Origin of the sequence: Chryseobacterium gregarium DSM 19109 (assembly GCF_000430845.1) — a bacterium.
Taxonomy (GTDB): Bacteria; Bacteroidota; Bacteroidia; order Flavobacteriales; family Weeksellaceae; genus Chryseobacterium; species Chryseobacterium gregarium.
In genome coordinates, this window is sequence record NZ_AUMU01000010.1 from 1 (window position 1) to 15,718 (window position 15,718).

Below are 15,718 nucleotides of genomic sequence, written 5' to 3' on the forward strand. Positions count from 1 at the left end.
AGCCTTTTAAAAAATTTCAGGGCTCTTAGCTCAGTTGGTTCAGAGCATCTGGTTTACACCCAGAGGGTCGGGGGTTCGAATCCCTCAGGGCCCACAAAACCTCTCAATTTATTGGGAGGTTTTTTATATTTATACTTAAAATCCATTATAACTTTATTAAACGGCTATTTTTATTTTTTTAAATTTGATGGACGAAGTATAATGTTGAAAGAAAAAAACAATTTGATGGACATAGTCATGTCGAAAAAGGAGATCCTCAGAAGACTCAACAGTCTCAGGATACAACCGGCTGGTTTATCACCACGGAAATACGGGGTTTCTGTAAAATATTTTTCAGGGGACGAACAAGTTCCATCCAAGAGAATTGATTATGATATTACGGCAGAACTTAATATTGAAGATTATAAGGGGATATTAAAAATAAATAAAGAAAATATTTATTATAATCAACAACAGCCGGATAGCATCAATGAGGTATTAGGAGATGCTTTATCCAAAGCTATATATCCTATCAGAACATCCATCAATGAAAAAGGATTATGCCGGGATGAGATTCTCAATCATGATGAGATTCTCTCCCGATGGGAACATCAAAAACAGAAAATACGCACAAAACACAGGAGCGATTCCCTGAACGATTTTTTTCTTACAGCGGATAAAAAAATTTCTGAAAAGATTTCTTTAGAAAGATCTCTGAAAAATGATTGGTTCTGGAATTTATTCTTTCATCCCAGATTTATCAATTATGGTGATAGCAGAAAAACTGAAACTTCATTATATTTATCCGTTATCCCTTATACGCCTCCTTTAAAATTCTCAGGAATACAGTCAATCAATAAAATTCCCACAAAATACCATTCTTTCGTCATAGAGTTCTCCAGCAACGAATTAATTGCACCTTCTTATTTTATTCCTAAAAATGCTGTTGAAACTTGCTTTATGTCTTTAAAAGTAATTTTTGACATGGATCTTTATCATCATTTCCCAATGCATATTCAAGCGTATTTTGAAGTTTATTCAAAGGATTGGGCAGGGGAAAAAAATCTTATCAAAAAAATAGAGTATACCCTATTTCAAGAGAATGCTGAGGAATATAAAAATAAAACAATGGACAGAGACAGCCCCTTTATTACGGGCGGGTTAGTGGTTACCGAAACAAATAAATGGGGGTTCTACAAAAACAGGTTTGAAAATGACTGGTAATTTCGATATCAATAAAAAACACTAATTTTACATACCACACAAATAATATTAATATGTCTTTAAAAGAAAAGGTAGTACAGGGTGCTCTGTGCCAATGTCAATTCGGGACCACACCAGATAAGCTTAAAGTACTTACCCAACAGAAATACTTCATTAATGATTTTAACGGCAGTTCAAAACTGGCTGCTACCCATAAGGATATTGGCGCCACTTTTGAGAAAAACACTTTTGGATCTTGTAAAAAGATGAACAACAGCCCCTGTACAGCGACCGTTACAGAATGGAGCAATTATTATGAAAAAGAAAAATATTCCCCGCCTGACGGATTCATCTTACTGGAAGACAGTAAAGCAACCTGCCCTGTCGGCGGCAGAGACTGTATAAGCATAATGAAAACCGGCCAGATAGGCGAGCCGACTGAAAGCAGTATCAAGAAAGGAGATGAAGAATTACAATCTCATATCAATCCTATTTTAGATATAAAAAATTACACGCTCACTTATCCTTACGACCACTTAAATGCAAGATAAATGGAAGATATATTAAAAGGGATAAAAGCTTGCTACCATGAAATAGACGGCAGAAAAGAGTTTACTGTTGTGCCTGATGTGGTTGTGTATCTTCTAAGCGGAAAGACCCATAGATTTGTTTTAGAAAACAACACCAATATCTTAGGTGAAAAAACAACCAACCCTCAAACTACCGTTGAAGGGGCAAAATGGGCTTTTATTTTATCTTATCTTTATGGGGAAGCCTTAAAAACCCCTGATGGTGAAAAACTTCCGCTCTGGGCAGACTTAGGAGGTGGCAACATATCCGTAAAATATCTGGGAATTGATGATCAGTATAAGCAAGGCTCTGCCATAGAAATTACGCCGAATTCCAATGATGTGTGGCTGGGAAACTATCACCGCATGGAGGTATTTAGCCTACTCCCCGGAAAAGGATTAAATTTTCACTTCCTTACGATTGATAAGCCAAAAATTTACCTGGCTTATTTTGATAAGCAGAATATTAATCCTGAGATTAAAGAATTTAAAGTCAATGACGGCTATTATTCTTATGGTGAAGTCATTAAATTTCATGTGGCAACACATATGCTGCCATTAAAGATCAACGATCAGTATAAACAGAAATACGGTAATATAGAAAATGAACCATCTTTTGAAAATCTGGAAGTTGAGATTCATCTGACCGACGAAGAGCATAAGGTTTTACTTGAAGAACCCATTATAAAAGGCAAGCTGGTAGATTATTCTCCGCTTGTAAAGAGTGCAGACAGCATTCATATCAATCTCGGAACGGCAAATATCAGTTATGAATTCCCTGTTTTTATCAATCCGGAATGGAAAGACACCATTCATACTAAAGATAAAAAAATTAAAGCATACTCTGTTACAATAAAAATCACCAATACCAAAACCAAAAAAGAATATACTTATCAGCCGGATCAGGGGCAGATCAGAAAAATTTCCGATTCCAAAAGAGATTTCGATAACATAGACGTTTCACCGGCCTTTTTTGTAAAATATGAAGCCATGGAAACGGTTCTCGCCAGACTGGAACAGAAAAAAGCCAACATGATCCAGTACATTGGTGATATAGACTATAATTTTAAAGAAAAAAACCCTTGTGCCTATTCAAAAATCGTTATTAATGATGGGGAAACAGATTATGAAATTTTTAATGAATACAGTGGCCAAAGTGTAAAAGACAGTACAAAAAGATGGGCGGATATTGTAGCCGGCGATAAAGATCCGAAAGATGTTAAGATTACAGCAAAATATCTTCAGGACAAAGATGCAACACCGGAAAATGTCCGGACGGAGAAAAACGGCTATATGTGCCAAAGGATTCTTAATGATGATAAGCCTCATGACGGGATTAAAGACGTTTTTAAAATGGACTGGATTGTCGGGCAATACAGACCTTCGCAAGACCCGCAGCTATTTCTCCAAAGAATTTTAAACTTCGCTAAATCGCCGGCACCGGGAACCCCGTTGGTTTTTCATCCCTCCAACAGCAATAAGGCGCCAAAGCTTGACCATACGAAAATACCGTCTGATCAGGAAATGAAGGGAATTCCGCAGCCAAAAGAGATTCAGGAAGCCTTCAAGGGAATATCTGTTTCAGGGATTCAGGGACTGCAGGAAGGAACAGACTTTATCATTGATGAATCCAATGATTCCATTACATTAAAACTTAAATATAAATATAACAAATCCTACGACGATACAATCAACAATTATCTTTACGGAAAACAGGAATATCTTTCCAAAGGCCTTTTGGCTGACAATTTCAAGAATGCCTGGGTCGTAAGATATCTTTTAAAATATATTTATAAAGAACAGATTCACCAGACTTATTTTGTTCCGGTTACTACTTGCAGGTATCCAAATCAGATTGCCGGAATAAGAGTGTTCCCGGATATGAAATGGGTAATTAATTTTAATTATAATATTGACACGCCTCTTTACTATAACACGACTACAGAACTTGATAATTATTACAGCGGATTCAGCGAAGGCAAAATAAACAGCCAGAATAACATTACACGAAAAGACATACTTGATAAAAAAATCGCCAATCATTTACAGCATTACGTGGGCAGAAAAACCTCTTTCGGCTTATATGTAGAATGTGAGGTAAGCGGTGAAGATGATGTTATAAAATTAGGAAAAGATTTTGCAGAGAAATACAGAAATATGCTGCAGCCTCTTTTTTGGATGGTAAATAAGTTAGATGGAGACTTAGGGGTTTCCGAGGCTCAGAATGAAAACAGAAGACTTCAGACCTCTCCGGCTACACAAAAAGGATTAATGGCAAGGCTTAATGCTTTACCGATGAGCTTTGAACTTAACCCACCGAGCATTGGCTTAGGTTTAGGCATAGGATATGCTGTCTCTAAAACCGGACATATTACCGCAGAGTTAGAAGGAAGGCTTATTGCAAATCCGATTATCGGGGCTAAGGTAAAATTGGATATCTTAGCGCTGGGAAGTAAATTTAAGCCTTGGGGAGCCATTATTGATGCACTGGATTTAGTTTCGTGGCTGGCTAACCTTTTCAGTGGTGGCCGTGTAGAAATTAACTATGAATTATATTTTGAGCTTTCGGCTGCTATAAAATTAGCAGGTGCCGATTCCAAAGATGGAGAAGCAACACCGGCTGCTATTAAATATAATTTTGCAGACAGTGCTTTTAGTGGAAGTATCGCTTTACAGGGAGAATTAAAAGGGGTTTTACATGCCAGTTTCTCATTGAAAGTCTATGTAAAGACAGAAAAGAACAAATCTTTTGATGCTAAAGAAAATAAAAAGAAATCTTTAGGGGCAGGTATCGGTGCTGAAGCAAATACAAGTATCACTCTTACATTAGGAGAAAACTTTGGAAAAAAAGACAATTGGGATGCAGACTTTTATTTCGCAGGTGTTACTTTAAAAGTATGGGCAGAAGCAGGCTATTCTGATAAGAGTGACGCCAAAACCGTACAGCTTATTCCCGACTATGAAGATAAAATTAATATTTTTAAAAATAAAGGAGAAATAAAATAATGAAACGTTTTATAGTAGCACTTACCTCTTGCAGTCTTTTGTTTGTATGCTGCAGCAATGAACAGAAAAATACTGTTGACAATAAAAGAACTGAACAAAATATAATAAAAACCGAAGTAATGAAATCATATCTTCTTAACCATGAAATAAGGAATGTAGACTATGAAATATATGTAAATGATTTTTTAGTGGGACAGTCGCATAATAACAATGGTATTCCCGGGCCCTACAAGCTCAACCAGTATATTTTCTCTACAGGTAAGCAGGAAGTAAAAATAAAAATCTCTGCCAATAAAAATTACCAGAAAGAGATTACCTCTGAAATCCTTACCGATATAAGTAAAAATACAGGAATTTATCTTCTTCAGAACAAAGATTACGGTAACATTCAGGAAATTAAAAAACTGGATTTTCCCAAATTGGAAAAGCCTGTTCAGTCTTATGAATTTAAATGGAATTTTGAGGCAGAAGCAACTCCCGGAATCACAAATTTAAATAATTCTCAGGATATTTCTAAAATGGATTCCAACAAATTACAGGAAGAGGTTTTCGCTAAATATGAAGAACTGAGGAATCTTTTGCATTCAGGAAATGGTAATCAGTTTATGAAAGAAATTTCCAAAGCTAAAAATGATCTTTTTATTGCCGACGGGCTTTCTGAAGAAGGACAAAAAAAATACAATGAGAATTTAAAGAATTACTTTGCTTCCCATAAAGATTTATTACCTGATTTCAAAGAATTTAAAATCAAAATCTTGGGACACGGAAGAGCGGTTGCATTTGAAAATATTTCCGAGAACAAAGGAACCGGTATTTTATCTGCTGAAGACAGGAAACAGAATTTATTCAATTCAAATTATATCGTACTTCATAAGCCAAAAGGCTCTGATACTTTTGAAGTTTTCAGATACAGCAGTTCCTTTGCAGAGTTAAAATAGGATATAAACAAATAATCAGATCAGGTTCCCAAATCCGGGAAGCTATTTTTTATCAACCTTCTCAACAATCTTCTGAATTTTAAGCTCTTCCAGGCAGGCCCAATCTCCCCTGAAACATTCCCGGTCTCCAAAAACAGAACAGGGTCTGCAGGTAAGATCGTTAACCTGCACCACATCATTTTCACTCTGCCCAAATCCTAAAAACCCGGCATACGGATCTGTCTGGCCCCAAACCGATACACATCTTGTCCCCATAAGGCTCGCCAGGTGCATGTTCGCAGAATCCATGGAGATCATCAATTCTAATTCAGATATTTTATTTAATTCTTCAATAAGGCTCAGCTTTCCTGAAAGACTGAACGTATTCGGGATTTCTTTTTCCCATCTTTGCAGCACTTCAGTTTCTTTTTCTCCGCCTCCGAAGAAATAAATGGTGTGTTTTTGAGATAGAATCCTTGCCAGCTCATAAGATTTTTCCAATGGGAGCATTTTCCCGCGGTGCTGTGCGAAAGGCGCAAAACCAATCCCGGACTTCTCTATAGCTGCCGGCCTTAACTGATGTGACAGCTCAACCTTAAAACCCATGTCACGGAAAACATCAGCATAACGTTCCACCGTTTTTTTTAATTGCTTTTTGTTAAGGTTCCAGACGTCAGTCAGCTGTTCTTTCTCTTCCTTTCCTTTATTGATTTTAAAAACCTTCAGCCCCCGCCGACGGTAAATCTTATCCAAGATTTTTGTACGGATCACATCATGAAGGTTCGCGATCAGATCGGGATGAAATTCATTAATCAATTCATCAGCAAGTTTTCTTAAACCGAAAAACCCTTTATAATCATCAAGGTTGATCCCTTTAAATATAACATTCGGAATCCCTGTAAATAAACTTTCAAAATTCTTTCGGGACACCATAATAATTTCCACGTCAGGATTCTGTTCCAGAAATTCCCGGAATACAGGCGCAGTCATGGCAACATCGCCGAAGGCAGAAAAACGATATGCTAAAACCCTGGTCACAACTATGATTTCAACTGATAGGCTACTGCATAAAACTTGATCTGTTTAGTCATTGCCATCAATCCGTTGGCTCTGGAAGGGGAAAGAAATTCCTGTAATCCGATCTGAGAGATAAAATCAAAATCCGAATCTAAAATTTCCTGGGTAGAATGACCACTGTAAATGCTCACCAGAAGAGAAACGATCCCTTTCGGTAAAATCCCGTCGGAATCTGCATTAAAAAGCAGTTTCCCGTCTTTGAATTCGGCATCAATCCATACTTTACTCTGACAGCCTTTAATCAGATTTTCATCCGCTTTCTTATCATCGGGAAGCCCTTTAAGCTCTTTCCCGAGATCAATAATATATTCATATTTCTGCTCCCAGTCTTCGAGAAACGCAAATTCGTCGATGATTTCCTGCTGTTTTTCTTTAATGGTCATTTTAATTAACTTCTTTCTGCAAAGATACTAAATTATGCTTTAGGCTTGAAACAGCAAGCAACAGACAACAGAACAATATGAAGATTCTGCATATTGTCTATTATTTTAATGCTGATCCCAAACCTGATGCTTTTTCAAAAACCTCTAAAAGTTTAATTTCTTCATTTTCCCAGCACAGGGCCTGCGCCGCTTTATCAAGTTCAGGCTGATAGCTTTTTCTTCCTTTACCGATAACTGCTTTAATGGCTTTTGCAATATGTTCAGGCTGATGATCCTGAATGATTTCTCCCGTATCAAACCGTTGCCTGATTTTCAGCAGCTCAGGAAGGTTGGAAAGTATTAACGGTACACGGGCCTGGATACAGTCCAACACTTTATTGGGTAAAGAATAATAATAGCTTTCTCCGCCGTTCTCCTCAATACTCATTCCGCAATCAGCTGTTAAAGTGACTTTTCTCAGATCTTTCGGCATTAGTTTTCCTAAGAACTGAACCTTATCCTGAAGGTTTTCATGAATCACCAGGTCTTCGTATTCTTTTTTCCTGGGCCCGTCACCGGCAATTTTAAAAACCACATTATCTACATGGTGCATGGCTAAAATAGCCCTATCGATACCGCGAAACGGATTAATGGCTCCCTGGTACAAAAGAATTTTCGGATGGTTTTCCGGAATATTCGGGATGTTATTTATTTTTTTGGGAGCATTCTGTACAACAGCCGCATCAATTCCGTAGTGTCTTTTAAACCATTCTGCATAGCTTCTGCTTGCCGTTATCATCAGTTTGATATCAGGAATGACAGCTTTTTCAAGATATCTCCACAATTTTTGTGACATTTTGCCCTGAAGTGCAGGCATTTCCGAAAATATCTCGTGACTGTCAAAAACAAGCGGTATGCTCAACTTTTTGGAGATGAGATAATTCGGAAGCAGAGCATCAAGATCATTCGCATGGAGAATGGTATTTTGATCTGCTTTTTTCTTTAATTGATAATATAGTTTCCAGTTGAATTCAAAGTAAGCGGTTTTTAAGCTTTTAGAAATTAAGGGTATTCTTGAAAAAGGATAAGGCCGTGACATGTCCTCTGCCCCGCCCCAGTTATTCCCAATAAGTTCAATGTTATAACCGTTTTCGTATAAAGTACGGCAGACCTTTTCTATACGCTGGTCCGTATATAAATTACTAAAGGCAGAAGTAATGATCTTTTTTCTCTGTATCATTTATTCCTGCCTGCTAAAAGATGATAAATCTGTACGAAACAGATCAGCGCGTTCGGGATGATAACCGGCCAGAGCATTCCGCTGAAAATACCGTAAATAACGAAGCATATACAGCCGATCATGTTGACAATTCTGATCTTTCTTATATCCTTCAGTATGAAACTCAGTACAATAAAAAGCGATGCGGAATATCCTATATAGGCAGCAGTTTCGGAATTCATGAGAAAAGTTTACAAGGTCACAAACTTAATCATTTTCAGTAAGATAATAAAATTTTTTCTGCCATAAAGTCATTTATTGGTTTTTGGTAAAATATTTGTAATTTAGATAGTGGATAAATGGCAATGTTGCTTTTATTCTAATGAGATACATTATGGATTATAAGTTTTCACAAGGTTTGAGCCAGGTGTTCAAACAAAGCAAAAGCGAAGCGAAGAGGCTGAATAGTGAATTTCTTAATACAGAACATCTACTTTTAGGTATTATAAAAACAGAAAACTCTGCAAAAGAAATCCTTCAAAACCTTAATGCGGATTTAACACAGATCAGAAGAAAAATTGAAACTCTAAATACATCAAGTCTTAATCCTATTTCTGAAGAAGTTACCAATATCTCTTTCACTAAAATGGCAGACCATGCCATTAAACGTGCAGAGCTGGAATGCAGACAATACAAAAGCAATGAGATCAATACCGTTCATTTGCTGTTAGGCATTCTATATAAATATGAAGATCCTACTTCAAATGTATTGGGAGCATACGACATTGATTATGAAGGCGTTTCAAAGGAGTATCAGACGATGCTGAAAAATTCCGGACAGGCACCTCAGATGAGTGCTTATGATGACGATGACGAGAGAGAGGAATTTGAGCAGATGAGGAAGCCTACAGGCAATTTAGGCGGTTCGAAAAGCAAAACCCCGACACTTGACAACTTCGGAAGGGACCTTACTTCTTTGGCAAGAGACGGAAAATTAGATCCGGTAATCGGCCGTGAAAAAGAAATTGAAAGGGTTTCCCAGATCCTTTCCCGAAGAAAGAAAAACAATCCGCTTCTTATTGGGGAGCCGGGAGTTGGTAAATCTGCAATAGCAGAGGGATTAGCTTTAAGAATTCAGCAGAAAAAAGTGTCCAGGGTCCTTTACGGGAAACGGGTTATCACTTTGGATCTAGCAAGTCTGGTAGCGGGAACCAAATACCGCGGACAGTTTGAGGAAAGAATGAAAGCTATTATGACGGAGCTGGAAAAAAACAGGGATGTCATTTTATTCATTGATGAGCTTCACACCATTGTCGGTGCTGGAAGTTCTACAGGAAGCTTAGATGCCTCGAATATGTTCAAACCGGCTTTGGCAAGAGGAGAAATTCAATGCATCGGAGCAACAACGCTGGATGAATACCGCCAGTATATCGAGAAAGACGGTGCTTTGGAAAGAAGATTCCAGAAAGTAATGGTGGAACCTACTTCTATTGATGAAACCATTCAGATCCTGAACCAGATTAAAGATAAGTATGAAGAGCATCATAATGTTATTTACACGCCTGAAGCAATCTTAGCGTGTGTGAATTTGACATCAAGATACATTACAGACCGTTTTTTACCCGATAAAGCGATTGATGCAATGGATGAAGCCGGTTCCCGTGTTTATATTAAAAATATGAAGGTTCCTACCGAAATCATCGATTTTGAAAAGAAAATTGAAGATATCAAGGAATTAAAGCAAAAGGCGGTAAAAGCACAGGATTACCTAGAGGCAAGAAAGCTGAAGGATGAAGAAGAAAGGCTTCAGATGGAACTGAATTCTGCTCAGGATAAGTGGGACAAGGATGTAAAAGATAAGAAAGAAACCGTATCTGAGGAAAGCGTTGCGGAAGTAGTTTCTATGATGAGCGGGGTGCCTGTAACAAAAGTAGGCAAAAATGAGCTTGATAAGCTGGCCGGAATGGATAATCATCTGAACGGAAAAGTAATCGGTCAGGAGGATGCTGTGAAAAAGGTAGTAAAAGCCATTCAAAGAAACAGAGCCGGGCTTAAAGATCCTAACCGCCCGATCGGTACATTCATTTTCCTTGGGACAACAGGGGTCGGTAAAACCGAGCTTGCCAAAGTGATGGCAAGGGAACTTTTCGAATCTGATGAATCGTTAATCAGGATCGACATGAGTGAATACATGGAGAAATTTGCCGTTTCGAGATTGGTCGGTGCGCCTCCGGGATATGTCGGATATGAAGAAGGCGGACAACTGACAGAAGCTGTAAGAAGAAAACCTTATGCGGTGGTCCTATTGGATGAGATTGAAAAGGCCCACCCTGATGTATTCAATATTCTATTGCAGATTCTGGATGAGGGTCACGTTACGGACAGCTTAGGAAGGAAAATAGACTTTAGAAATACCATTATTATCCTTACTTCAAACATCGGTACGAGAGACCTTAAAGATTTCGGAGACGGTGTAGGATTCGGGACTGCTGCCAAGAAAACAGGGACAGATTCCAGAGCCAGGAGTACCATTGAAAATGCGCTTAAAAAAGCATTCGCTCCTGAGTTCTTAAACAGAATAGATGATATTGTGATCTTTAATTCTCTTGAAAAAGAGGATATCAAGAAAATCATTGACTTGGAGCTGAACAAATTGTACAGCAGACTGGAGAAATTAAATTATAAAGTGGAACTGACTGACGAAGCAAGAGAATTTATTTCCGAAAAAGGATGGGACAAGGACTTCGGGGCAAGACCGCTGAAAAGAGCGATCCAGAAATATATCGAAGATCTGCTGGCTGAAATGCTGGTAAACAAACAGCTGAATGAAGGCGAGACCGTAATTCTCGATGTTAATGAAGCTAAAGATGCTTTGGCAGGAAAAGCTTCAAAACCGAAGAAATCTGCCGCTGAAAAGTCTTCTCAATCTTAATTAAATACTAAGTTAATTTAAATAGAAAGCACCGGAAATTTCCGGTGCTTTTGTATTTTTAGCAAAATAATATAATGGTTATATAGATCTTTTAAAATATTTGCATTCTTCAGATATATCTATTAAAGCCCCATCACAAATCCGATATTTGGGACCAAACCACTTGAAAATATACTCGAATTTTCTTTCCAGAGTACATTATACATCAAGCCGATCTGTATAAAGGAATTGTTACCGACTCTCTGCATATAGCCACCGCCGAGATATAAAGCATCTTCCTGGTTATTCATTTTATAGTCATAGAACTTATCTTTATAATTTATAAAATAATGCTGATAATTTGCACTCAGATAAAACATATCGGCGATATAATAATTGACAAAAGGACCGATTCCGAACATTGTGGAACGGTAAAAGTCTGAAGTCTGCCAGGAAACACTACCTGTCATTCCGCCTTCAAGATCATCCGCAAGCCTGTATCCTACCCTTGGCGAAGCTGATAAATAAAAAGTACTCTGGCTTCCGAAGCCCACGCCTATCCCACCGCCAAATGTCCAGCGGTTGCGGTTTCCAGATAATGAATCCGATGCCATCTGGGAAAATACAGACCCTGAAATAAGGAGAAATAAAGGAACAATTAATTTTTTCATAGCATTGTTTTTATCGATGCTTAAAATTATGTTTTTTTTACGAATATTTTTAGTCGTATTTTTGCAGCGTCAAACTAAGAACTCCCGTTAAGAGTTTCGTAAAATTGAAATACAATGAAAGTAGTAGTAGGATTATCCGGAGGTGTTGATTCCAGCGTAACAGCATATTTGCTGCAGCAGCAGGGTCATGAGGTTGTCGCGCTTTTTATGCGGAACTGGAACGATGCTTCGGTAACACTGGAAGATGAATGTCCGTGGATTGAGGACAGTAACGATGCATTAATGGTTGCGCAGAAATTAGGGATCCCTTTTCAGGTGATTGATATGAGCGAACTGTATAAGGAAAGGATCGTTGATTACATGTTCGATGAATACCAGAGAGGAAGAACTCCGAATCCTGATATTCTGTGTAACAGGGAAGTTAAATTCGATGTCTTTATGAAAACAGCGATGTCTTTGGGGGCGGATAAAGTTGCCACCGGCCATTATGCGAGAGTAGACTCAACAGTTGATGTAAACGGAAAGGAAATTTTCCATTTATTAGCCGGAAAAGACAACAATAAAGACCAGTCTTATTTTTTATGCCAGTTATCGCAGGATCAGTTATCCAAAGCGTTGTTTCCAATCGGGGAACTGACAAAACCTGAAGTAAGGCAAATTGCCAAAGAAATCGGCTTGGTAACCGCAGATAAAAAAGACTCACAGGGATTATGTTTTATCGGAAAAGTGAGCCTTCCGCAGTTTTTACAACAGCAATTGGTGCCGAAGGAAGGTGAGATTGTTGAAATTTTCAAAGATTCACCTTTATTTTCTCAGGCCATCCCAGAATTTTCTTCAAAACAGGAAGAACTGGAATTTTTAAGTCAGAAAATCAATTATAAAAAAACTGACGGAAAAGTGATCGGAAAGCATCAGGGTGCCCAGTTTTTCACGATCGGACAGAGCAAAGGGCTGGGAATCGGCGGACATAAGGAAAGCTGCTTCATCATTTCAAGAGACATGGAAAACAACATTCTTTTTGTTGGTGAAGGGCACCAGTTTCCCGGATTGCTGAAGAAAGCATTGAAAATAGATAATGCTGAACTCCATTGGGTCCGTGAGGATTTAAGATTAAAAAACGGCGAATCCCTGGAAGTAATGGCAAGATTCCGCTACAGGCAGTCGTTGCAGAAAGCGACGGTCTACCAGTTTGAAGATGCCGTTTATATTGAGTTTGAAGAAGTACAGTCTGCCATTGCAGAAGGGCAGTTTGCAGCATGGTATATTGATGAAGAACTTTTGGGAAGCGGTGTTATATCGTAAAAACAACTGAATTTTTTGTAACTTATTTTGAGTTGTTATACTTACTCTGTAAATAACAATAAAAATATCATTATGAAAAACATTTTAAAAAACCATTATTCATCATTCCATCAGGTTATCATCGCTGGTGTATCATCATTTTTAGGATATCACCTGTATCAGGAAATCGTACATCCGGAGAAGTCACAGCTTACCTTAAGCCTGATGCTGATTGTACTCACTTACGCCCTGATCAGCAAATACGGGATCAGACCCGAAAACAGAGATAAAATATAATTTGCCCTATACATAACCCGGAACATTCTGTTTCGGGTTTTTATTTGAATCACATTCATCATGCGGTTATCTTATTTAATCCTTTGACTGATGCATTTTAACATAGACCATAACAATGATTTCCACCATTAAAATCATCAGTAAATATCCCACAAGCTTTCCCAGGTATATTCCTCTGATCAATTTTACAATTCCCAAAATAAAAATGGCTGCTGCGAAATAAAGGGTGGTGTCGGAAACCGTTTCTTTAAATAATTTCAGAAGGAAAATTGAAACGTAAAATCCGGACAGCAGGATTAAATAAAACCTGAGAAAGTGAGGTCCCTTTAAAGAAACCGGGTTTAAAGGATAATTAACAAGGATGAGCCACAGAAAGCTTATCAGGACCGGAGCGGTATGGATGATTATTTTTTTCACAGTACCCGTTATATATTAATCCCCTCCACCACCACAGCCTCCGCAACCGCTGCCACAGCTGCTTCCGCATGAACTGCTGCAGCCTGATGAACCGGCATCTCCGCCATTTCCGCAGCTGCCTCCTCCACCGTTGTTGTTACGGTCTCTAGGATCATTATTTTTATTGAAAAAGTAAGCAATAATACCTATTAATGGGATTATGATAAATACCATTGACATATTGTACACCGAATCCGAACATGAACCTACCATAAAAATCACTGACAGTACCGAAAGGATTTTAAGGCTGTCTAACCATGATTTTTTATCATTTCCCGGCTTCCTGTTATGTGTCCATATATCTTCAGGAGCTATCTGATGAAAAACTTCCCCGTAGTTTTTTAATGTTTCCCGAAACCAGGCTTCATGTTTTGCTTTTTCATGACTGCCTCCGTTGGAAGGATGGTGATGCAGCTTCTGTCGCAGAATATCCGGGCAGAATTCTTCCCAGTAATTTTGGGTATAGATCAGGTGCATATGCCAGACCTTATCGATCACCCGGCTTGGAGAAGCACCTCCCGGCACAATACAGCAGAGATAAACGAACTTTTTATACTCTTCCACAGCCTTCTGCGTAAAGCTTTCTGTCCAGTTTTCCTCTGTCGCCAATTTTTTTGAAAAAGGGATTTCTGCACCGGGAGTATCTAATGAAAAACCCTGGATTCTGTTCCATAGGCTGCTGTCCTGTACAATGTTTGTTGTTTCCATCGTTTTAACTTTTAAGGTTTACTCAAATTTGGCCTGAAATAAAAATATAAGAGTCTTGCGACAGCCTTTTTTGGTTTTAAAAAAATCTTAAATTGGTCTTATAAAAATTAATAGAGTGATGATTAAAGAAGATATTCTGCATCTGGAAAAATTAATGAATTTTTTAAGCCGGCATTTTTTGAAGAAAAACCATTGGGAAAGCGTTTCAAAAACCGAATGGTCTTATATTGTTGCCGAACTTAACGAACTGATCATTCATGAAAATACGAAGAAAAACATCAAGAAAAAACCTGATCTGTTGGGGATGAACTATTTATATGAGCATCTGATCATCAATAAACTCAAGAAATACCATCAGAATAACCATGCAGTCCTAAGCAAACCGAACCTGGCCAAATTAAGTCTGATGGTTAAAGTATTGGGATATTCAAATTATATCGAATTTATCAATTCCAATACGGAAGCCTTTAATTTTAATGATCTGCGAATTGATATGGCTCATGTAAAGCAGAATACAGAATTGCTTGACAAACTTGTCGGCTGCTGGTATTCCTACAACCGGAACCTTCCGGAAAACCCCGTACAGGCCAAAGAAGACCGGATCTGGCGTTCGGCAACGGAAATCTACAAGTCTGAAACTTCCGGTGACTATTTTATTGAAAGAAGCGGCGGCGACCGCCATAAATATTTCGGGAAGGTAACTGCCTATTCAGATTATGTCTTCATTATCATGAACAGCAATACTTTCCTCCGTCAGCGCCATTTTATTTCAAGAATAAAAGACATCAAGGAAAAACTGAAAAATCCGGAATATAAGCTCCATGAACTGCATTTTATAAGTACGTGTATTAGTTTTAATCAGGAGCCGATTGCTCTTTTCGAGATCTTTCAGAAAGCCGACCGGAAAATATTTATCCCCGATTCCGTCAGCTACCCGATCGGCAGTGAAGAAATTCCGGAATCTATTGTACAGCAGCTTGAAGACACCGAATCTAACCGTATTGATTACAGATAGTTAATCTTTATACATTCAGATTAAAAGTCCGATGTTATCGTCTGCAA

General features: G+C 38.2%; 15 protein-coding genes and 1 tRNA gene. 9 read left to right on the plus strand and 7 right to left on the minus strand.

Going from position 1 to position 15,718, the window contains the following annotated elements:
• The first annotated feature begins 19 nt into the window (after window positions 1-19).
• The 5 genes from H561_RS0112045 to H561_RS23315 all read left to right on the plus strand — a co-directional run bounded on the left by H561_RS0112045 (window position 20) and on the right by H561_RS23315 (window position 5,695).
• A tRNA-Val gene (locus H561_RS0112045) sits at window positions 20-94 on the plus strand.
• 131 nt (window positions 95-225) lie between these two features.
• On the plus strand, window positions 226-1,203 hold the full coding sequence (locus H561_RS0112050) for a hypothetical protein (RefSeq protein WP_027387244.1): 978 nt from the start codon (window positions 226-228) through the stop codon (window positions 1,201-1,203).
• A 53-nt stretch (window positions 1,204-1,256) separates the two neighbouring features.
• A complete protein-coding gene (locus H561_RS0112055) occupies window positions 1,257-1,733 on the plus strand; it encodes a DUF4280 domain-containing protein (protein WP_027387245.1) in 477 nt (158 codons plus the stop codon).
• The gene (locus H561_RS0112060) at window positions 1,734-4,757 is read left to right on the plus strand and encodes a hypothetical protein (protein ID WP_027387246.1); all 3,024 of its coding nucleotides are present in this window, start codon (window positions 1,734-1,736) and stop codon (window positions 4,755-4,757) included.
• 119 nt (window positions 4,758-4,876) lie between these two features.
• Window positions 4,877-5,695, plus strand: a complete 819-nt coding sequence (locus H561_RS23315) for a hypothetical protein (protein ID WP_155845788.1) — start codon at window positions 4,877-4,879, stop codon at window positions 5,693-5,695.
• 42 nt (window positions 5,696-5,737) lie between these two features.
• Here the strand turns inward: H561_RS23315 and H561_RS0112070 are convergent, their stop codons facing one another.
• From H561_RS0112070 to H561_RS0112085, 4 genes are all read right to left on the minus strand, one after another.
• A complete protein-coding gene (locus H561_RS0112070) occupies window positions 5,738-6,712 on the minus strand; it encodes a glycosyltransferase family 9 protein (RefSeq protein ID WP_027387247.1) in 975 nt (324 codons plus the stop codon).
• 2 nt (window positions 6,713-6,714) lie between these two features.
• Window positions 6,715-7,134: a SufE family protein gene (locus H561_RS0112075; RefSeq protein ID WP_027387248.1), complete on the minus strand. Its 420-nt coding sequence runs from the start codon at window positions 7,132-7,134 to the stop codon at window positions 6,715-6,717.
• A gap of 100 nt (window positions 7,135-7,234) precedes the next feature.
• Complete coding sequence (locus H561_RS0112080) at window positions 7,235-8,353, minus strand: glycosyltransferase family 4 protein (RefSeq protein WP_027387249.1); 1,119 nt, start codon at window positions 8,351-8,353, stop codon at window positions 7,235-7,237.
• Entirely contained in the window at window positions 8,350-8,574 is a 225-nt protein-coding gene (locus tag H561_RS0112085) for a hypothetical protein (protein ID WP_027387250.1), read from the minus strand. The genes H561_RS0112080 and H561_RS0112085 overlap by 4 nt, the downstream gene beginning before the upstream one ends.
• A gap of 152 nt (window positions 8,575-8,726) precedes the next feature.
• Here H561_RS0112085 and H561_RS0112090 point away from each other — a divergent pair, with 152 nt between their 5' ends.
• The gene (locus H561_RS0112090; protein WP_027387251.1) at window positions 8,727-11,264 is read left to right on the plus strand and encodes an ATP-dependent Clp protease ATP-binding subunit; all 2,538 of its coding nucleotides are present in this window, start codon (window positions 8,727-8,729) and stop codon (window positions 11,262-11,264) included.
• A gap of 122 nt (window positions 11,265-11,386) precedes the next feature.
• On the opposite strand, the gene H561_RS0112095 is transcribed toward H561_RS0112090, so the two are convergent.
• Entirely contained in the window at window positions 11,387-11,914 is a 528-nt protein-coding gene (locus H561_RS0112095) for a hypothetical protein (RefSeq protein ID WP_027387252.1), read from the minus strand.
• A gap of 114 nt (window positions 11,915-12,028) precedes the next feature.
• Here H561_RS0112095 and mnmA point away from each other — a divergent pair, with 114 nt between their 5' ends.
• A complete protein-coding gene (mnmA, locus tag H561_RS0112100) occupies window positions 12,029-13,216 on the plus strand; it encodes a tRNA 2-thiouridine(34) synthase MnmA (protein WP_027387253.1) in 1,188 nt (395 codons plus the stop codon).
• A gap of 72 nt (window positions 13,217-13,288) precedes the next feature.
• Window positions 13,289-13,492: a hypothetical protein gene (locus H561_RS0112105; protein ID WP_027387254.1), complete on the plus strand. Its 204-nt coding sequence runs from the start codon at window positions 13,289-13,291 to the stop codon at window positions 13,490-13,492.
• A gap of 75 nt (window positions 13,493-13,567) precedes the next feature.
• Here the strand turns inward: H561_RS0112105 and H561_RS0112110 are convergent, their stop codons facing one another.
• Window positions 13,568-13,909: a hypothetical protein gene (locus H561_RS0112110; RefSeq protein ID WP_027387255.1), complete on the minus strand. Its 342-nt coding sequence runs from the start codon at window positions 13,907-13,909 to the stop codon at window positions 13,568-13,570.
• Window positions 13,910-13,924: 15 nt separating this feature from the next.
• A complete protein-coding gene (locus H561_RS0112115; RefSeq protein WP_027387256.1) occupies window positions 13,925-14,656 on the minus strand; it encodes a glycine-rich domain-containing protein in 732 nt (243 codons plus the stop codon).
• A gap of 118 nt (window positions 14,657-14,774) precedes the next feature.
• On the opposite strand from H561_RS0112115, the gene H561_RS0112120 reads away from it, so the two are divergent.
• A complete protein-coding gene (locus tag H561_RS0112120) occupies window positions 14,775-15,671 on the plus strand; it encodes a hypothetical protein (protein WP_027387257.1) in 897 nt (298 codons plus the stop codon).
• Window positions 15,672-15,718 lie beyond the last annotated feature (47 nt).